General features: G+C 43.3%; 19 protein-coding genes and 2 pseudogenes. 5 read left to right on the forward strand and 16 right to left on the reverse strand.

Features of this window, described 5'->3' with window-relative positions:
- Positions 1–6 precede the first annotated feature (6 nt).
- A complete protein-coding gene (locus MSP8886_RS09870) occupies positions 7–768 on the forward strand; it encodes an alpha/beta fold hydrolase (RefSeq protein WP_067015734.1) in 762 nt (253 codons plus the stop codon).
- A gap of 67 nt (positions 769–835) precedes the next feature.
- On the opposite strand, the gene MSP8886_RS09875 is transcribed toward MSP8886_RS09870, so the two are convergent.
- The gene (locus MSP8886_RS09875; RefSeq protein WP_067015738.1) at positions 836–1,633 is read right to left on the reverse strand and encodes a glycosyltransferase family 32 protein; all 798 of its coding nucleotides are present in this window, start codon (positions 1,631–1,633) and stop codon (positions 836–838) included.
- A 100-nt stretch (positions 1,634–1,733) separates the two neighbouring features.
- Entirely contained in the window at positions 1,734–2,606 is an 873-nt protein-coding gene (locus tag MSP8886_RS09880; RefSeq protein WP_067015741.1) for a prephenate dehydratase, read from the reverse strand.
- A gap of 129 nt (positions 2,607–2,735) precedes the next feature.
- Between MSP8886_RS09880 and yidD the strand changes: the two genes are divergently transcribed.
- Both yidD and MSP8886_RS09890 read left to right on the forward strand, forming a co-directional pair.
- On the forward strand, positions 2,736–2,999 hold the full coding sequence (gene yidD, locus MSP8886_RS09885; protein ID WP_217491339.1) for a membrane protein insertion efficiency factor YidD: 264 nt from the start codon (positions 2,736–2,738) through the stop codon (positions 2,997–2,999).
- Between the two features lie 217 nt (positions 3,000–3,216).
- On the forward strand, positions 3,217–3,864 hold the full coding sequence (locus MSP8886_RS09890; RefSeq protein WP_067015744.1) for a 2OG-Fe dioxygenase family protein: 648 nt from the start codon (positions 3,217–3,219) through the stop codon (positions 3,862–3,864).
- A gap of 130 nt (positions 3,865–3,994) precedes the next feature.
- On the opposite strand, the gene MSP8886_RS09895 is transcribed toward MSP8886_RS09890, so the two are convergent.
- The 5 genes from MSP8886_RS09895 to MSP8886_RS09915 all read right to left on the reverse strand — a co-directional run bounded on the left by MSP8886_RS09895 (position 3,995) and on the right by MSP8886_RS09915 (position 6,669).
- On the reverse strand, positions 3,995–4,483 hold the full coding sequence (locus tag MSP8886_RS09895) for a GNAT family N-acetyltransferase (RefSeq protein WP_175365296.1): 489 nt from the start codon (positions 4,481–4,483) through the stop codon (positions 3,995–3,997).
- A 29-nt stretch (positions 4,484–4,512) separates the two neighbouring features.
- Positions 4,513–4,764: a GlsB/YeaQ/YmgE family stress response membrane protein gene (locus tag MSP8886_RS09900; protein ID WP_067015747.1), complete on the reverse strand. Its 252-nt coding sequence runs from the start codon at positions 4,762–4,764 to the stop codon at positions 4,513–4,515.
- Positions 4,765–4,797: 33 nt separating this feature from the next.
- Positions 4,798–5,277 carry a GNAT family N-acetyltransferase gene (locus MSP8886_RS09905; protein WP_217491340.1) on the reverse strand — a complete coding sequence of 160 codons (480 nt, stop codon included), beginning with the start codon at positions 5,275–5,277 and terminating at the stop codon, positions 4,798–4,800.
- Positions 5,278–5,440: 163 nt separating this feature from the next.
- Positions 5,441–5,755 carry a YkgJ family cysteine cluster protein gene (locus tag MSP8886_RS09910; protein ID WP_067342724.1) on the reverse strand — a complete coding sequence of 105 codons (315 nt, stop codon included), beginning with the start codon at positions 5,753–5,755 and terminating at the stop codon, positions 5,441–5,443.
- 65 nt (positions 5,756–5,820) lie between these two features.
- The gene (locus MSP8886_RS09915) at positions 5,821–6,669 is read right to left on the reverse strand and encodes an alpha/beta hydrolase (protein WP_067015754.1); all 849 of its coding nucleotides are present in this window, start codon (positions 6,667–6,669) and stop codon (positions 5,821–5,823) included.
- A 195-nt stretch (positions 6,670–6,864) separates the two neighbouring features.
- Between MSP8886_RS09915 and pssA the strand changes: the two genes are divergently transcribed.
- Entirely contained in the window at positions 6,865–8,202 is a 1,338-nt protein-coding gene (gene pssA, locus MSP8886_RS09920; protein WP_217491130.1) for a CDP-diacylglycerol--serine O-phosphatidyltransferase, read from the forward strand.
- Between the two features lie 145 nt (positions 8,203–8,347).
- Here pssA and MSP8886_RS09925 read toward each other — a convergent pair whose 3' ends face one another.
- From MSP8886_RS09925 to MSP8886_RS09960, 8 genes and pseudogenes are all read right to left on the reverse strand, one after another.
- Positions 8,348–9,028 carry a hypothetical protein gene (locus tag MSP8886_RS09925; RefSeq protein WP_067015760.1) on the reverse strand — a complete coding sequence of 227 codons (681 nt, stop codon included), beginning with the start codon at positions 9,026–9,028 and terminating at the stop codon, positions 8,348–8,350.
- Between the two features lie 8 nt (positions 9,029–9,036).
- A complete protein-coding gene (locus MSP8886_RS09930; RefSeq protein ID WP_067015763.1) occupies positions 9,037–9,786 on the reverse strand; it encodes an SDR family NAD(P)-dependent oxidoreductase in 750 nt (249 codons plus the stop codon).
- Between the two features lies 1 nt (position 9,787).
- Positions 9,788–10,945, reverse strand: coding sequence for an MFS transporter (locus tag MSP8886_RS09935; RefSeq protein ID WP_067015766.1), 1,158 nt, complete (start codon positions 10,943–10,945; stop codon positions 9,788–9,790).
- A gap of 2 nt (positions 10,946–10,947) precedes the next feature.
- Positions 10,948–11,451 carry a cupin domain-containing protein gene (locus MSP8886_RS09940; RefSeq protein WP_067015769.1) on the reverse strand — a complete coding sequence of 168 codons (504 nt, stop codon included), beginning with the start codon at positions 11,449–11,451 and terminating at the stop codon, positions 10,948–10,950.
- Positions 11,452–11,468: 17 nt separating this feature from the next.
- The gene (locus MSP8886_RS09945; protein WP_067015771.1) at positions 11,469–12,629 is read right to left on the reverse strand and encodes an acyl-CoA dehydrogenase family protein; all 1,161 of its coding nucleotides are present in this window, start codon (positions 12,627–12,629) and stop codon (positions 11,469–11,471) included.
- 3 nt (positions 12,630–12,632) lie between these two features.
- The gene (locus MSP8886_RS09950) at positions 12,633–14,060 is read right to left on the reverse strand and encodes an FAD-binding oxidoreductase (RefSeq protein ID WP_067015774.1); all 1,428 of its coding nucleotides are present in this window, start codon (positions 14,058–14,060) and stop codon (positions 12,633–12,635) included.
- Positions 14,057–15,133: a GNAT family N-acetyltransferase gene (locus tag MSP8886_RS09955; RefSeq protein WP_067015777.1), complete on the reverse strand. Its 1,077-nt coding sequence runs from the start codon at positions 15,131–15,133 to the stop codon at positions 14,057–14,059. The genes MSP8886_RS09950 and MSP8886_RS09955 overlap by 4 nt, the downstream gene beginning before the upstream one ends.
- A gap of 308 nt (positions 15,134–15,441) precedes the next feature.
- A pseudogene (locus tag MSP8886_RS09960) lies at positions 15,442–15,834 on the reverse strand (transposase); the annotation flags it as partial.
- 72 nt (positions 15,835–15,906) lie between these two features.
- On the opposite strand from MSP8886_RS09960, the gene MSP8886_RS09970 reads away from it, so the two are divergent.
- Positions 15,907–16,984 (forward strand): IS3 family transposase gene (locus MSP8886_RS09970; RefSeq protein ID WP_139063124.1). Its coding sequence is split into 2 segments (ribosomal slippage): positions 15,907–16,163 and positions 16,162–16,984, totalling 1,080 coding nucleotides; the frame shifts between segments, so codons are not numbered across the junction.
- A gap of 41 nt (positions 16,985–17,025) precedes the next feature.
- Here MSP8886_RS09970 and MSP8886_RS09975 read toward each other — a convergent pair.
- Positions 17,026–17,892, reverse strand: a pseudogene (locus tag MSP8886_RS09975) (IS5 family transposase); the annotation flags it as partial.
- Positions 17,893–18,014: the final 122 nt, after the last annotated feature.

Below are 18,014 nucleotides of genomic sequence, written 5' to 3' on the forward strand. Positions count from 1 at the left end.
GTGACTATGATACACGCAAAACAATACGGTGAATCCGGCCCAGCACTCGTCGTTCTTCATGGGCTTTTTGGCAACGCAGACAACTGGCATTCCATCGCGAAAAACTGGTCCGAAACCTTTCGTGTCTATTGTATCGATTTGCCAAATCATGGCCAATCCAGCGCCCTGAGTGATGCCTCCTATACCAATATGGCCCAAGCGATATTGCAATGGGCTCAAGAAACAGGCTTAGACAAGTTCTACTTACTTGGTCACTCAATGGGAGGGAAGGTTGCTATGCAAATGGCCGCCCTTGCACCGGACAACATCATCAAACTGGTAGTCGCAGACATTGCTCCAGTTGACTACCCACCAAGCCACACACAAATCATCAAAGGGCTAAAAGCCATTGATGAAGCGGACCTTACATCCCGTAAACAGGCGGATAGCCTACTTAGTAAATACGAACCGTCTCTACCTGTGCGTCAATTTCTACTTAAAAACCTAGAACGCACTGATAATGGCTTCAAGCTCGCTATTTCACTCGACAATATCGCACAAAGTTATACGACGATTTTAAAAAAACCAGAAATAGACAGCCCTATTCAAACCCCAACACTGTTTATTAAAGGGGAGAAATCAGACTATATTATTGCGGATTACCAACAAGACATTATAGGTCTTTTCCCCAATGCGGAATTCAAAATGATTCCAGACACTGGGCATTGGCTGCATGCAGAAAAGCCCATTCCCTTTAGCAGCCTTGTAAAACGTTTTCTCAATAAATAATCCCATCTATAGCTACTTATAAAAATGCCCTGATACAACAGGGCATTTTTATAAAAAGTCATCTGAATCAACTACTTTTCTTCACCACTTCATCATCCCTTAGATACGTCCACTTTCCTCGTGGCTTATCCAGATACTGAAAGTATTCATTCGTGAAAGCACCTTGAATACAAACATGCCCACGCTTCTTCGCATTAACACTTTTGCCTTGAAGTACCTCATTAAACGCAGATGGTCCCGTGGTATCGTACACCCGTTTATTAACCAGCTCTGAGTGATGGTTAATGTTGTAAACTATTTGGTTTAAGATGGCTTGATAATCAGAGTTTTTCGGTGCCGTTGCCAAAAAGTAGTTCGTAAACTCGCTGTAGTCTTTTTTGAATTTGATATACAGCGCCTCATCATCATGCTTAAGAGTTTTTCCTAGAGGCCACACTAGCACGGCATCAATATCCATATATACGCCCCCATGAAGATAGAGGCAAGTGACTCGCCACAAATCCGCTTGAGCTGCACCGTCATTTAACCTTAAATAGGCTTTGTACACCTCTTGCGGTGCATGATCGCGCATAAATACTTCACGCTCTTGTGTGCTAACGTAGCGATATTCATACTCAAGTGACATCAAACGATTAAACAAATAGTTAACATAAATGGGCAAAGCACAGCGACTCGAGTAGTTCGTCTGCCAAATAATCTTCGGTATCGACGCATCACAGCGACTCGCAATTTTTGCAGGGGAGTTTGCAGGGATCGTGAAACGCCAATATGGCAAAAGAAAGTGAAACAGATACGATATGCCTTTTATCAGATTACCAGCTAAGCGAATACATCGATTAAAAATAACTTTAAAGAGACTGCTCATCTGAAATCCCCCTTGGGCCAACCAAACATGATATAGCTCCAAGGTAACAGGGATCAGTTACACATTTCTTACACTTATCTCTTTCGTAGATAATTTAGTATTATTGAGACTGCTGCGTGCGAAACGCATCCGCATAATACGTCCCTAAAATACGGATATCTTCGGAAAAAAATCGCAGCTCCTCAAGGGCTCGCTGCATGGCAGGGTCTTGAAAATGTGCTTCAACATCTATGTAAAACTGTGTTGCAGTAAAGTGTCCATTCACCATATAGCTTTCTAGTTTCAACATATTGATGCCATTGGTAGCGAACCCGCCCATGGCTTTATATAGAGCAGAGGGAATATTGCGGACTCGAAACATAAAGGTCGTAATATAGATTTTTCCCGACTCGTATTCGGGCATTTTTTGTTGCTTTGAAAAAACCAAGAACCTCGTTGTATTGCCATCTCGATCATTAAAATGCGTTTTGAGAATATTTAAACCATACAGCTCTGCTGCCAATTCAGAAGAAATGACGGCAAAACCTGGCTCATTATTTTCTGCAATGTACTTTGCCGCACCTGCGGTATCATACATCGCAACATTTTTGGCGCCCAATGCCTTAATATTATCATCGCACTGAGCCAGTGCTTGAGGATGGCTACCAATGCGAGTAATCTGCTCAATGGCAACGCCATGTCGTGCAATAAGGCAATGATTGACGGCCTCAAAATGCTCTTTGACGACGTGCAACTGAGTTCGTTTAAGTTCGCGATAAATTTCTTCAACGCGACCAGCGGTGGAGTTCTCTAGCGGAATCATTGCGTAGTAGGCTTCACCTTGCTCAACCTTTTGCAGTGCCTCGCCAAAGGTAGCGCAGTGTATGGTTTTAAGATCTGGAAAAGTATGTTTACAGGCAAGATGAGAATAAGCCCCAGGCTCCCCTTGATAGGCGACAATTTGTGATGCTTCTAATTGAATTTGACCCGTCATAAAACCGTCTTTTTAAAAAAATTGTATTAGAAAGCTTGATTGGATACATGTAGGCAAAAATAACGACATCCCGCCCAATCAAGATGAATAAATAGCAAAGCATTAGATATAAGCCAAAGAGTACCCTTTATGATTAAGCGTTTTTTTTTAATACTGGTGAAGTGCTACCAATACGCCATTAGCCCATTATTGGGAAACAACTGTCGCTTCTATCCGAGCTGTTCTCATTATATGATTGAAGCTATTGAACGATTTGGCGTTATCAAAGGCATTTATCTTGGCCTCAAACGCCTAGCAAAATGCCACCCTTGGCATGAAGGTGGCGTAGACCCCGTCCCACCTTGTCCTTGCCATGAAAAAAAACGCTCATCAGACAAAGCTTCCAAGCCATAAAACCCATACTATCACATTACGAAACGCCCTCTCTTAAATCGCATTTTTTTACACTCTAGATACTTATTAATACGAGCATATTACTCAATAAATAACTACACTAATAACAGGCTCACAAAGCCTATTCATCTTTTAAGAGCGCGTTTAAAGACACGCACTAATAATAAAAACAATGTTGCGCATGATCTGCCAACAAGGCAAAAAGAGGTAGTCTTTTATGCTAGCGAATAACGTCACCCCCACCCCATTTTATTTAGAGCTTGGTCAACTCTCTCCAGACAGTGTGGAGCATCTGACCCCCACCTTTAACGATTTGCCTACCAACCCCTATGCGGATGGGCAATTTCGATTGCGCAGATACTCTTGTTTTACCCTGCATCAAGAAAAATTATCACGCTTACCTACCAAAGAGTTTGTGCAAGATGACAGCATTAACCATTTTCAAGGAAACGTGGTTAGACGTTATCCAGAAATTGAAGAGCACACCTTTCAAGACCCAGGTTTTGTTGAACTCTTTAAGCATTTTCGTGAAATGGCCGATGTAAAAGACGGCACACTTATTGAGGTACACCAGCTGCGTATTTTTGCGGATCATCAGCTAGCAGAAGTCGCACCAGAAGGTGTTCATCAGGATGGATTTGATCGCATTGGTATCTATGTCATGCAGCGTCATAACATAAAAGGTGGCAAAATTAATGTTCATTTAGAAGAGAACAGCCCAGCCATCATCAGCCACGCGTTTGACCATGGAGAGTTTGTCATTTTAAATGATCGGAAATTTTTCCATAGCGCTAACCCAATTAAACCGATTGATGGGGAGCTAGGCTATATGGATATTTTTGTTTTGACCGCAAATATATACTAAGCCTTGAATACAACGTCCTAGGTCTAGATAAAAACGCAGATATAACAAGAGCATCATGATACACACCATGATGCTCTTTTAGTTTAGACGAACATTTAACATGCAAAACAGAAGGTGAACACACAAGATATTACAAAGTAAGCTGCCAGTAACCAACGGATATCCACTGATCAAATTTAAAGCCAACGTCTTTAAACTCACCCGCTTTTTTAAAACCCAATGATTCATGCAACCCTACGCTGGCGGCATTCGGCAGTGCTATCAGGCCAATCAGTTGTTTCATTCCCTTTTTTCTAAGCTCTTCGATCAATGAAGAATAGAGAATTTTTCCTTGGCCTTTTCCCTTTGCCTCTTGCGCCAAATAAATGGTTGGCTCCGCAGTAAAACGATAGGCACTGCGTCCATGCCAATTCCCTGCATACGCATAACCTAATACGTCACCATCCTCTTCAAGAACCAACCATGGTAGATGGGCATGGGAAACCTTGTCGATACGAACCGCCATCTCATTACTCGTAATAGAGTCTTCCTCAAAAGTAATAATGGTATTCTCAATATAGTTATTATAAATATCCGTGAGCGAGGGAACGTCTTTGGTTGAAACAGACCGAATCAGCATAGCACCTCCACTAACCTCTTAGAACTCCATTACATTCGCTTAACCAAGCGCACAATAAAGAGCAAAATAATGGCCCCACAGGTGGCCGTGATGATAGAACCCAAGATACCGTGAGCAAACAGCCCTAATGCTGCAAAGACGAAGTTACCAACAACGGACCCGACAATACCAACGATAATATTGCCAACGATACCAAAGCCTCCTCCTTTGATAATTTTTCCAGCTAACCAACCGGCAATCCCTCCAATTAACAACACAATAACAATAGCCTGAATATCCATCGATTTCCTCCTCAACAACGAGTTAAATTAAGCTTAGGCAATTTGTCGAGACATGATACAAAAATCATCAACATAACCTAATTTTTGGTAGAAGGCCTTAGCCCGTTCATTAAATGCCATCACCTCTAAACGAATAGAGGTTGCACCAGATTCAATAGCCCATGAGTAACATGCTTTCATAAGCGCTTCACCAACACCACAAGAACGATGGCTTTCATCAACAACAATCGTACCGATACGACAAACAGTTTTTTTTACAATAAAAGGAATAGACTCATTAATCATGATACGCGCATTGATAAAACCAATCACACTTCCTTCGTGCTCTGCTACCAAAAAGTGATACTCCCCACCCTCCAACGCCTTCAACAAAAAAGCTTTCTCCTCCGGTGATGGCGGCATAAATGTATGGGGAGCTTTTTCATAATGTATTTCCCCAATTTGTCGACTTAATTCAACTAACGCATCAATATCCGCAACATTGGCTTGTCTTATTTTCATTGATTTATTCATCCTAGTCCCTTTCCCAGCGACACAAGCAAACTGATAACCCAGGCGATTTCAATTTAAAGATAAAATAGCAGTATTGTCATTAACATACTCTTGTTTGATAGCGCTCTTTTAGCGAAAAGTAAACGTGAGGTTGAAGCAAAAAGAAGCCAACGAGGTCAACGTCTCAATCCATCATTTTGCGCTCATCTAAACATTGGTAGGACCCCATAGAAAATTCTCGACAGATCCATGGGCGATGTTCATAGATGGTACACATGTGTGTATCACGATCAACAGCGGAACACCAACCATCCTCTAACCTCAACATGGTCTCGCCACCCCATTCATCCACAGCTATGTGCCTTTCCGGCACACCTGTATCCGAAATAATCATCACCTCTAAACGACAGCAACAGGCATGGCATGTAGAGCAAGTCACATCGGACACCATAGAATTGTTCGATGAGGCAGATAATAGATCGGTCAGCGGAATGCTCATAAAAATAGATCAAGACTCTAAAAGGAAGAATGAAACAAAGCGAAAAAGCGCTTTACTGTTGCTATTCACTTATATTGACTAAAAAATGCAGTAATATCATCCAAAATCGGTGCCTTACTGTTTAGAAACCAAATAAAGGTTGAGACCATACCGACATGATCGACGCCTGCATAGGTTTTATGCTCTTCTACGCCCCCTTTTTCGTGAATCTTCGCCACCAGCTTATCCATATTACTTTTTCCCACCACATCATCATCCGCTCCCCAAAGCAGCAACATGGGAGGTTCTTTACCATCGATAAAGGTCGGCACCTGCATCTTGGGGTAATTTTCTGGCGGGCCAAATATAGCAATGTAGTCTTTCTCATAAGGCACAAAATCATAGGGGCCGGATAACCCGGCAAAGGCTTTAATAATGCTTCTATTCTCCCCTTCTGCCGATAAATAGTGCGAATCTGCCGTAATTAAGGCTCCAATATGAGCCCCAGCAGAATGACCCACAATAAACAACTCACTGGGGTTCCCACCATACTGAGCAACATGGCGATAAGTCCATGCTACCGCTTTAGCACCATCTTCAACAAAGGCTGGAAACGTCACTTGAGGATACTTACTGTAATCCGCAATGACCGTGATATAACCCTTCTTCGCAAACGCCTCACCAACAAATGGATACATGCTTTTCGAGCCCTCTTTCCAACTGCCTCCATAAAAGAACACCACAACAGGAAGTGGTTCATGGGATGGGTTAGGCGGGATATAGAGGTCTAACTTTTGCCAAGGCTGAGGGCCATAGTCAATATTCTTAATGGTTTGCGTATCACTAAACTTATTCGGCAAATTGGCTAATTCGAGCCCAGCCTTGGTACAGGCCACCAACAACAAAGAACTCAATGTCACGAATACCTTCTTCATTACGATAAAAACTCCACCTCAAAACAACATCTTTCCTAAAGCTACGCTACAAACAAGAAAATAGACCAATGCAAAAGGCAAAAAACACGTAAATAATAGCGTAAAGGCAAAAACTAAAGCGTTATTTTATAGGAATAAAACAACGAATTTGCTAAAGTTAGCCGCTAGTCAAAACATAGGTAGCACTTCGGTATTATGCCCAATAGACACTTACTCGATCCTATCCCTCATTTCGCAGTCCATCCAGAGCGTATTACGATTTTGCATTCTGCTCGAGAGTATCGAGAACTTTTGTTAAACGCGATAAAACAGGCAACCAAACGTATCTACATTGTCGCCCTATATCTTGAAAATGATGAAGCAGGCAGGGAAATACTCGCCACTATCTATCAAGCAAAGCAAGACAACCCTGACTTAGATATTGCCATCTGTGTTGATTGGCACCGCGCCCAACGTGGTTTAATCGGCGCTGAAAAGAGCACAGGAAATGCCAGACTCTATCAAGAGTTTGCCAAGCAATATGACCTTTCAATTCCTGTTTACGGTGTGCCAGTTCGTAATCGCGAGGTCTTTGGCGTGCTACACTTAAAAGGACTCATCATTGATAACACGGTTATCTACAGTGGTGCCAGCTTAAACAACATTTACCTACACCATCAAGAGCGTTATCGCTTTGATCGTTACCATATTATCGAACACAAACCTCTAGCAGATAGTATGATGCATTTTATCCGCAACAACATGATTGCAGATCCGGCCGTCCATAACCTGAATGACACAAACCTGCCAAGCACCAAAGACATTAAACCGTTAATTCGACAGTTCCGCGCGACTTTATCTAAAGCACGCTACCATATACAAAACGAATCGGTTAGTGAAGATCAAGTCGCCATCACACCATTAGTCGGTATTGGTAAACGCCGTAATCAACTCAATAGTAAAATCATTGCCCTTCTAAGCAATGCAACACACGAAATTTATCTATGCACGCCGTACTTTAATCTGCCTAGAGCCGTCATTCGTGAGATTACTCGAGCAATAAAACGAGGGGTTCAAGTTCACATCATCGTTGGTGACAAGACCGCAAGTGACTTTTACATAGCTCCAGATCAGCCGTTCAAGGCCATTGGCGGGTTACCTTATCTGTATGAGTTGAACTTACGTAAATTCGCTCGCACTAATAAAGCTCATACGGCATCCGGTCGCCTTGCTATCCATCTATGGAAACACAATGATAACAGCTATCATTTAAAAGGGCTTTGGGTGGATCGCAAAGCCATGCTACTAACGGGAAATAATGTGAACCCAAGAGCGTGGGCGCTGGACTTAGAAAATGGACTACTCATTCAAGATCCGAAACAATTGCTTGAAGACAAGTTCACAGCTGAATTTGACAACATATTCAAACATACCGAGCAAATACGCAGCTATAAACAGCTAGAAACAGTACGGCACTACCCCGAAAAAATACAAAAGCTCATACGACGGGTGCTGCGCACACGAGCCGATCGTTTATTAAAACGGATTTTATAAAAAGTCAGACGAACAATCCCGATGCCTCACCCCAGCGCCTTGATAATGGGGTAGCTCACCCCCATTAACTAGTAGCTATAAGACTTTAAGAAACTTATTGTCATAAATAAAGAAGCCACAAGGTAACTTGTGGCCTAATCATTAACTAAGAGAAAGCATCACTAAAGATATTTTTGGACACTGCATCGAGTTCTTTTGTAAAACGCTCACGCAAAATATGCGACGTATCAAATCTACCCGATATGTAGACTTCCGAATGAGCTAGCGTTCTATATTCAAGTTTTATCTCTTCAAACAGAAGATCGATGCCTCGAGGCGATTTTTCAGTTTTAACGACTGTGGTCAACTTCAGGTTCTGATACCGTTCAGCCAAATCGTTCAACTCCTCTAATGCGTATAGCTGTTTCTCCTCTCTGGCTACCCAATAGACATGTACATCTCGGTTTGGTGAGAGCGCAAGAGAGCTCAATAAGATCGAGCGAACATAAGAAAAACCTATACCACCTGCCACTAACAGTACCGGTGCACAAGAGTCTTTTCTCAGAACCGCTTCTCCACCCAGTTTCACCAGCCTTGCTTGCTTGCTCTCAAGTAACTTCCCTAACCCGTTTTTGCTGGTATTGGTCGATTCAATGTGTAACTCAATCAGTTCAGACTCCATTTCTGGGGACGCAATTGAATAATAACGGCAATCATCAGAACCAACAGCAAGTGCTATGTACTGCCCTGCTTGAAATTCGAGGGGAATACTTGGTTTTAACATGACTTTCTGTACATGCTGATTCAGAGGCCCTGAAGACACGACAGACAATTCAATATTGTTCATGCTTACTCCTAGTTACTAGCACCACCATCGATGACGAAATCGTGGCCAACGAAAAAACTGGCTTCACTCGAGCTGACCCAAACGACGGTATCCGCGATTTCTTCTAGCGTCGCGATACGGCCAGCAGGGATCAGTGGCGCAAAGCGTTTATCTCGTTCTTCCCGTGATTCACCGGGAAGCAGTGACATTTCGGTATCAAAAGCACCTGGGCTGACAGTATTAATTCTGACGCCTTGGCCGATACATTCTTTTGCAAGTGACCGAGAAAGAGCCTCTAGTCCAGCCTTTGAAGCTGCATAAGCGGAAAGGCCTGGAGCTGTCATATTTCTGCCTATCAGTGAAGATATATTGACAATGACACCTTTGTTTTGCATTGACATCAAGGCTAGCTCTGCATTTAAACAGCGCCACGTGCCCGTTAAGTTGACATTTATAAGTTGCTCAAACTCGCCCTCACTTAACTCTCCCGCAGCAAAACTACCCGCATTGTTAATAGCAATATCAATGTGATCTGCTACGTTAGAAATGCGATTAAACAATTCATCAACGCCGTGTTGGCTAGCCATGTCAAATGGAAAGATATGATAAGCCCCACCAAACTGCGCTAAACTCGTGGCTAAGTTATCCAGCTTAGCTTGATTTCTTGAGGCTAAAAGCAAGTTCGCTCCGAGCTTCGCATATGTGCGAGCAAGCTGAGCCCCCAGCCCACCGGCTGCCCCTGTAATTAATATATACTTACCTTCAAATGACGTATTCATACTATTTTCCCATTTCCAACACTAACGAATTGCTTTTCAAATAAGGGAGTAAGCTAACTAAGCCAAGTAGCGCTAAGGCTGCACCGAACCACAAAGGAGCATTCCAACCATACTCCGCTTCCACCAACAATCCGCTTAACCATGAACCAACTACAATGCCGAGATTAATCACAGACATGTGTAAAGAGTTAACTAATGCCCCATTGTTAGAAACCCGCATGACTCGAGTGACCATCGCGGGGTTCATTGGCAATCCAACAAACCCAATGATTATGGCGCCAGCTATTACGGTGGGTGCATTATTAATATTCAAAGCCATCAGCACTAAGGTTGTGGCGAGTATCAGCAAACCGATAACCATTATCTGCATTGCGTATTTGTCAGCCAATCGGCCGACAATGATGTTTCCAACAACCGTTGCTACACCATAACAAGCGAATAGAGCGGGTAACATGGATGGATCGAGCCGCGTTGCTTGTGTGAAAATCGGTGCAAAGAATGTAAAAGCAGAGAAGGTCGCGCCAATTATTAACCCACTGGTGCAATATGCCGCCCATAGATTCTTGTTCTTCAGCGTTGCCAGCTCGTCCTTAATCGACACGTTCATTGGACGAGGGGAATTAGGCACGGAGAACATAACAATGACAGTACACGCCAAAGTCAGTAATGCAACGATCCAAAAACTGAATCGCCAACCAAAACTCTGATCGATTTGCGTCGCCATGGGTAAACCCACCACACTTGCTATCATAATTCCGGCTAACACAATAGAGGCAGCTCGTCCTTGCTTATCGCTATCCACCATGCCTACCGCGATAGAAATAGCGACTCCAAAGAACGCAGATTCTGCAATCCCACCAAGAACTCTCGACACAACCATCGTCGAATAATTCTCTGCAACAGCGCCAATAGTCTGACTAACAAAAAACAGCAGCATTAAAAATAGCAGTGATGACTTTTGCCTGAACCTGAATAGCAGCAGGGTCAAAATCGGTCCGCCCACAACAATACTCGCCGCGAAAATAGAAACTAGGAAACTGGCCATCGGAACGCTAACGTTCAGAGCATCAGAAATAGAGGGCAACATACCAGCAACCATAAACTCTGAAGTGGTCATAGCAAAAATGCTGAGACTTAATATGTATATAGATAAATGCATATTTACTTTCCTATCACATTGGTTGTGTTTTTAGCGGGTTGGAGGTGGTATTTTTTCCCGACTGAGACAGCATGTTCATGTAACTCTGGGGTGTACTCGATAGGTGCAGAGCCAGGCTTAGCCTTTACTCCCGCTTCCAAGAAAAAGCGCTCCACGCCGCTTGGGTTAAAGTAAAAAAGTAACCGAGCAGCATAAAGGCCAACATTTTTGAAACCATGTTCCGTATGTTTAGGAATGAAAATGGTGTCACCTTCTCGTGCAATCTTTTCTTCGCCGTTTAACATGACATTTACCTGTCCGGACACCACGTAAATAATTTCATCGGCATCTATGTGGAGGTGACCAGGAGCTCCGCTGCCAGGAGGAATCGAAGAATCGAGAAAACTGATACGGCCATTAGTCGTGCTTTTATCAAGCTTTACGGTGTAGACATCTCCACTAAGCCAAACAGATTCTCCATCTGACGCTGAGACCAATTTGGGCTCGGAACGATTTGTTGTACTCATTGTATTTTCCTTAATGACTAAATGAATGGATTATTGCTTTTGCTTGTCAGCAGCAATTCACCACTGGCGGTCAAAATGCTTTGCTGAGCGACTGCATGCTGACAAATCGTATTCACATCACGGAGCCATTTATCCATAGGCGATTCTTGCTTGTAGATTGATGCGGCACCGACCAAATCATAAAGTTGATGGATGATGTCTCTACTGGTCTGAAATGCCTTAAATCTTGCCACTGCTGTCGCGACGCGCAGATCCTCACTGAGTGGCTGCGACATTTCTAGTGCCTGCCATTGTTGTTGTAAGGAGCTGTAAACCGCACTGCGAGCAGCAAGGAGATCAGCTTCACAGCCTGCGATAATAGTCTGCACTCTCGAGCTTTCAAGCCAAGGAACGCTCAGCGTACGATCAAACTTGCTTGGAGCCTTGGACCTAACATAGTCGATGGCCGCTCTAGCCATTCCTAGCGGCACACCAGACATGTTTCTTAGAATCGCTTCAGGGGAGTCATGCAAAGGCCCTTTACGATAAGGCTCGCTGAAGCTAAAGCTATGTTCGCTAGGCACATACAGTTCATTAGCACTGTAATCTAAGCTTCCACTCCCCCGTAATCCAGTTGTATACCAACCGTCTGCAATTTGATAGTCACTTGACTTAGCAATCATGACTCGCCATATCGGCTGCCCATCTTCATCTAAAACTTTCTTGCCATGCTCATATACAAAGCAACCTGCGCTAACCAAATCACTGTTTGAAATCCCGCTACCAAATCGCCATTTTCCCGTCACTAGATAGCCACCTTCAACTCGTTCAGCCTTGCCTTGCGGGTGTATCCAGCCTGCGGTAATGAAGTTGACGTTCTTGAACAGTTTTTTAGCGACAGAGTCTTCTAAATATCCAGAATAGATTCCAGAATCACTCCCAATCATCACACACCATGCTACTGCAGCGTCAACCTGAGCGATCCTTTCGATCAGTTGAGTTTGTTCCATCGAGGTAAGCTCAGCTCCACCCCAACTCTTTGGAAAGTTCATTGAAAATACGCCTGTATTTTTTAAACTTTGAGCAACATCCGCCGGTAGATGGCGCAACTGCTCAATCTCATTAAGACGAGGTTCAATATGAGGCAAAATTTCTTCTAGAGTGCTGAAGATTTTTAGGTATTCTTTATTTTGGCTCATAACTCACCCTTGATATCTGTCATTGCTAAATAAGTGGTTTGAGTCGAACACCTCTTTCAAGGAGACGATAATGTCACTCACTTGAGGATCACTAAGTAAATGCTGTGACCACTGATTATGGTTGACATCTAATCGGTAAGGCTTAAACCCTGCTGCAAAGAACATGTCGTACAACATATCTAAAGCCTGATGCGCTTTCTCCGCCTCCGGTGAGAGCTTCTCAAATCGAATGGCCACAACCAAATCGATCACTGACTCATCAAGTGCGTTGATCGTCGCACCACAGCGGATTTGGGTTTGCTGGTAAATGTGTTCAAAAATCTGGTAAGCCTTGGTGATGCTCTCGCCAGAAAAGGGAAGCAGGGGCAAGAAGAATAACCAACCCGATTTGCTGCTATCAACATGATGATGATCAGTACCCAACGTAGCCTGAAGCAAAACGTCGTTCTGGCTCGCATCTCCGCAGTGAGCCGCTGAGACTAAGTTAGCAACGGTATCCTGATTGTATTCGCCGCTATTGCTGATTTGGCAGTTGCTGAAAGTCGTAGATTGTTCGATTAAGGTTTCAATCAACTGACAGCGGTTCGCAACGTCTCGCTCCATACCATCGATACAAAGATGGACAGTAAACGTTTTATCTTTGCCACCGTAAGTTTCATTTGCGGTATCATCATAGACTTTTAATACACCACTATTGAGGCCTTGAGCGCACCAATACTGCAATTCGTCAATTGCTTGCTCTAAGCACGATTGCTCAAACTCAATGCGTACCAACTTAGATGCTTCACGTTTAGGCCAAAGTTTAAATACCCCTGCGGTAATAATTCCAAAATTAGATTGAGTAAATAGATGCAACAATGATGGCCCAACTCCAACCGAATAAATCGGTGATTTTTGACTACCCGGCCACCACCCAATCTTCACTTTACGACCATCGGAGAGTAATACTTCTAATCCAAGGAGATCTTTGATTCTTTGATGGCGTAGCCCAACACCTCTATCCAGTGAGTTACCAAGAAAACTCGAGTGCGCCGAAGACGCGGTCAGATTTATCATCCATGCTTCATCTTTCAATTTCGCAGCTAACTCTCCTTGTGACACGCCTGGCTCAATCACTGCGTAACCTTGAGAAAGGTTTAACTGACGAATATTTTTCAAGCCTGACATAGAAACCAGCACCCGCCCGTCGTTTACATCTTCTTTGGAGCCTAATCCCCAGTTATAACCTGTACTGACTGGATGAAGTCTTATTCCTTTGTGATGGGAAGCTAACGCCACAAGCCGTTCGACATCATCAACAGAGGTTGGATTAATTGAACCACTGATCTTACGCTGATGAAATTGGCTGACATTTTCACCCAATGTATCTGTATATCCCACTTTTTCACTGCCAATATGCTTAGCAACCTGCTCCAAATACTGCTGGCTCATGCGATTTTTTCTCCTTTGTCGCAATAAAACGGACTAACCTTGGCGTAACTTATTTGAGTACTGAAACTGCCGTCTTGATTCTTTAATCGACATGGACATATTGACTCTCTGACATAACCGCATGATTTTGCAACTCTTTCAGAGGCTTCATTACCCTCTTTAATTCCTAGCTCTATGCGAACGTAGCCTGCTTCAGAAAAAATCCATTGCGTGAATAGGTTAAGAGCTTTTGTGGCATATCCCTTACCTCTATGTTCGGGGAATATACCGTAGCCAACATCGGCTACTTTAGGAGGAACAACTGGACGCAGATGCACTCTTCCAACCACTTGTTGGCTGCTGTTTTCAATCACAGACGCAGTGATACCAACACCTAAAATGTTATTCAGACGCGCTTCTTGGCAGTAGTGCTTGACCTCTGTGTAAGATCGAACTGGAAATATTGACCAGAATACGGCAACGTCATCCTGCTGCTCAGCGAAAAATGCCTCACAGTGCTCGCTTACCGTTGGGATGATGGTGAGTAAACCGTCAGTCACACCATATTCTGGAAATAGTGGAAGTTGGTTATGGGAATGTTTGTCATCGGCCAACACTAGAACCAAACAAGTTTCTATCTTGTGTCCTATAGAGCGCTTAAAAGCACCTAACGGACTAAAGCCAGCGTCTATCGCAGAAGCAATAAGTGACTCATATCTGACCGGGATATGCGTATGTATTTCCTTCTGTTTGTTGTTCTGAAGCTTGACAAACTCGGCGTGTAAATCTTGATACACGGTTTGAATATATTGCTGCTCATAATCATCCCAATCCAATTCATGTATGATGATATTTGGAGCCCAACTATCAACACTTAATGTAGAATGTTGCTCATAAGCGACATTAGGCGTTTTAATCTTGTCTGGTAGCGATTTATCCTCATAGCTGTACACCCTCGCGTGTGTCAACCTATTTCGAATACTGTCGTAATCACCTCTTTCACTACTAATAAGCGTTGCTAACGGAGGTTTTTTTATTATTTCCGAAGTCCTTGCATAGTCTGCTTCGCTTTCTAAGCCTTGGTATGATTCCATTTCCTTCCTCTATTATTCCTTCAGTCAAAAGCCTAGACGCATGCCTAGGTGAGAGGCAGAAATATAGAACACAGACACTAATCAAGGTACTATCCTTATAGATAGGTTAGTAAAAAATTATACTCAGAGATAATTCTGACTAATACTCAGACAAAAGAATCATTAAGAAAACCAAGACATTATGATGTAATGAGTTATAAGAACAAACCGAAATGTACTTAGATAACCAGTCCATCAGTATGTAATTAGATTTATTGATTAGGTTAAAATAGACTCTGCCTATCTAGTCGTCCCTGAATAATGGCGTTTCAGACAAGAAGCGCCATGCTATTTTTGGGTCTTCCTAGTAAAAAAGTTATTTTCAGCCATAATGGTCTTAAAAATTGCCCAAAATAGTGGGCACAATAGAGCCACTTCAGCAGCTTACGTAAGTTCTGGCCACAGGCACTTAAGATCACGTTCATCGCATCGCCTAGTATGCCTTTTAAAAAGCACCGTCTGAATTTACCATCGGATTTTAAATGACCGATGATAGGTTCTACACTGTTTCGTCTTCCCATCCAGCGTTTCTCTTTCTTGGGCACACCGCGTTTTTGACCTGTAACCAAGACTTTAATGTCTTCCACGCCCGATCCTTTATATCCTCGGTCAACAAAACAGGTTTCCGGTTTTCGACCCGTCAAGGTTTCCACTTGTTGAAGTGGTAATCCCCCCGAAAATTAATAGCAGTCAAAAGTAGAATTTTCTCGTAATCTAAACGCAGGAGGTTCTGCATGAAAAAGTCACGTTATACAGACAGCCAAATCATGGCGATTTTGAAACAAGCCGAAGCCGGAACACCGGTCCCCGAGCTTTGCCGTGAACATGGTATGAGTGCTGCGTCATTTTATAAATGGCGTGTCAAATATGGCGGTATGGATGCATCCTTAATGGCACGAATGAAAGAGCTTGAAGAAGAAAATCGTCGTCTTAAAAAGATGTATGCTGAGGAACGGTTATTAAAGGCAGAGATCATACAGGAAGCCATGGAAAAAAGTGGTAAAGCCGTCTGAGTGGAGAATCATGGCTCTGGATACAGTAGCGAATAAAAAAGTTAGTATTCGGTTGGCTTGCTCGGCGTTTTCAATCAGTGAAACCTGCTATCGTTATCAGAGTCAAAACAGCGATGAGAATACACAGATTGCAGAGCTGTTGGTTGATCTCACAGTAGAGCAAACGGATTGGGGCTTTGGTCAGTGCTTCCATTACCTGCGTAATACAAAGGGTTATCTTTGGAACCATAAACGCGTGTACCGCATTTACTGTGAGCTGGCTTTGAACCTGCGTATTCGCCCAAGACGACGGCTTAAACGAAATGTACCGGAGCCTCTGAAAGAACCGACCAAATCAGATCAGGTTTGGTCAATGGACTTCATGCATGATCAGCTAGTGGACGGTCGTAAGTACCGCCTTTTTAATGTGATTGACGATTTTAAGCGTGAAGGATTAGCAATAGAAGCAGGCTTTTCATTACTGTCACAGAGAGTAATACGAGTGCTGGACCAACTGCTTGAGTGGCGAAAGAAGCCTATTGCGCTTCGTTGCGACAACGGCCCGGAGTTTATTAGTCATGAGTTTGTTCACTGGGCAAAAAAGAAAGGCATCAGGATAGACTATATTCAGCCAGGTAATCCTCAGCAAAATGCGTATATTGAGCGTTACAATCGAACGGCAAGATATGGATGGGTTAGTAAACACCTGTTTGATTCTCTTGAAGAAGTACAAGACTATGCAACACAGTGGCTATGGTTTTACAATCATGAAAGGCCACATACAGCCAACGGAGGTAAGCCACCTCTAATGGCCGCTTAACCTCTACTTTTGAACTGAGTTAAAAAAGGGAGGATTACCCTAACCAAGGCTTTAATGTCTTCCACGCCCGATCCTTTATATCCTCGGTCAACAAAACAGGTTTCCGGTTTTCGACCCGTCAAGGTTTCCACTTGTTGAAGTTGATCTTTCAAGGTATGACCATCATAAGGATTACCTGGATAGCTTCTTGCGCCCAAAATGAAGGATTCTTTTGCCGTCACCGCGATACTGGCTTTCACACCAAATTCATAGCGTTTATGCGCTTTGCCTTTGGATATGCAGTCCACATTGGGTTCATGCAGGCTGTAGAGTTTGTTTTTGCTTTGGCGGGTTTGTTTTAGTAATCGATAAGATTGGTTGAGGGTGTCTTCTTGCTTTTGGGTGAGCGTTAATCCTTGTCGTTTTACTTGCCAATCAAGGTCTCGTAATACCCGCCCTAAAAAACCTTTAACTTGCTTAATCGCCTTTCTCATTCGTTTGTATTGTTTGGCATGCCCATAGCGTCCAATCTTTGGCATTAACTCATGGCAGGCTTTGTCATTGGTTTGTCTTAACGTGATGCCTTGTTCTTTGGCTACCTGAGTGAGCTGCTGTCGTGCCTTGTTGTAGAGCTTGGCATCCGTTGGTAAGGTGATGTTTTTTTCTTGTACCGTGGTATCTACTACGACTCGCTTTAAGCTCGATGGTTTGATGACTTTTAGTTTGAGTCCTGCTTGTATCGTCTGAGTAAACAGCCATTCGCAGCCTTCTTCTTCTAACCGTTTTCGCCATTTAACAAGACTGGTGGGATGGCACGGAAAGTCGTGCTGGAAAAAGGTTTCACCGCAAAAATATTGGTAATAAGGCGATTCAAGCCATTGTTCTAATACCATTTCGTCAGACAAGTTATGCAAGTGCTGCAAAGTAAGCGTTCATTCTAGGGAGTCATTGACAGCCACTGACTCAGAGCAATGGCGATTTCAACGGCTTGTCTGCGAACAGGTGCTTCCAGCGCCTTGGAGTTAAGTCGGCCACGTCTTTTGCAGGGTGT

Source organism: Marinomonas spartinae (genome assembly GCF_900089775.1).
In the GTDB taxonomy this organism is placed as follows: Bacteria; Pseudomonadota; Gammaproteobacteria; order Pseudomonadales; family Marinomonadaceae; genus Marinomonas; species Marinomonas spartinae.

Excerpts from the sequence above, each read along its gene's own strand:
- MSP8886_RS09905 (WP_217491340.1), bottom strand. The coding sequence starts at position 5,277 with ATGAATAAATCAATGAAAATAAGACAAGCCAATGTTGCGGATATTGAT.
- MSP8886_RS09915 (WP_067015754.1), bottom strand. The coding sequence starts at position 6,669 with ATGAAGAAGGTATTCGTGACATTGAGTTCTTTGTTGTTGGTGGCCTGT.
- MSP8886_RS09900 (WP_067015747.1), bottom strand. The coding sequence starts at position 4,764 with ATGGATATTCAGGCTATTGTTATTGTGTTGTTAATTGGAGGGATTGCC.
- MSP8886_RS09940 (WP_067015769.1), bottom strand. The coding sequence starts at position 11,451 with ATGAGTACAACAAATCGTTCCGAGCCCAAATTGGTCTCAGCGTCAGAT.
- MSP8886_RS09910 (WP_067342724.1), bottom strand. The coding sequence starts at position 5,755 with ATGAGCATTCCGCTGACCGATCTATTATCTGCCTCATCGAACAATTCT.
- MSP8886_RS09955 (WP_067015777.1), bottom strand. The coding sequence starts at position 15,133 with ATGGAATCATACCAAGGCTTAGAAAGCGAAGCAGACTATGCAAGGACT.
- MSP8886_RS09875 (WP_067015738.1), bottom strand. The coding sequence starts at position 1,633 with ATGAGCAGTCTCTTTAAAGTTATTTTTAATCGATGTATTCGCTTAGCT.
- yidD (WP_217491339.1), top strand. The coding sequence starts at position 2,736 with ATGATTAAGCGTTTTTTTTTAATACTGGTGAAGTGCTACCAATACGCC.
- MSP8886_RS09880 (WP_067015741.1), bottom strand. The coding sequence starts at position 2,606 with ATGACGGGTCAAATTCAATTAGAAGCATCACAAATTGTCGCCTATCAA.
- MSP8886_RS09950 (WP_067015774.1), bottom strand. The coding sequence starts at position 14,060 with ATGAGCCAGCAGTATTTGGAGCAGGTTGCTAAGCATATTGGCAGTGAA.
- MSP8886_RS09890 (WP_067015744.1), top strand. The coding sequence starts at position 3,217 with ATGCTAGCGAATAACGTCACCCCCACCCCATTTTATTTAGAGCTTGGT.
- pssA (WP_217491130.1), top strand. The coding sequence starts at position 6,865 with ATGCCCAATAGACACTTACTCGATCCTATCCCTCATTTCGCAGTCCAT.
- MSP8886_RS09870 (WP_067015734.1), top strand. The coding sequence starts at position 7 with ATGATACACGCAAAACAATACGGTGAATCCGGCCCAGCACTCGTCGTT.
- MSP8886_RS09925 (WP_067015760.1), bottom strand. The coding sequence starts at position 9,028 with ATGAACAATATTGAATTGTCTGTCGTGTCTTCAGGGCCTCTGAATCAG.
- MSP8886_RS09930 (WP_067015763.1), bottom strand. The coding sequence starts at position 9,786 with ATGAATACGTCATTTGAAGGTAAGTATATATTAATTACAGGGGCAGCC.
- MSP8886_RS09895 (WP_175365296.1), bottom strand. The coding sequence starts at position 4,483 with ATGCTGATTCGGTCTGTTTCAACCAAAGACGTTCCCTCGCTCACGGAT.
- MSP8886_RS09945 (WP_067015771.1), bottom strand. The coding sequence starts at position 12,629 with ATGAGCCAAAATAAAGAATACCTAAAAATCTTCAGCACTCTAGAAGAA.
- MSP8886_RS09935 (WP_067015766.1), bottom strand. The coding sequence starts at position 10,945 with ATGCATTTATCTATATACATATTAAGTCTCAGCATTTTTGCTATGACC.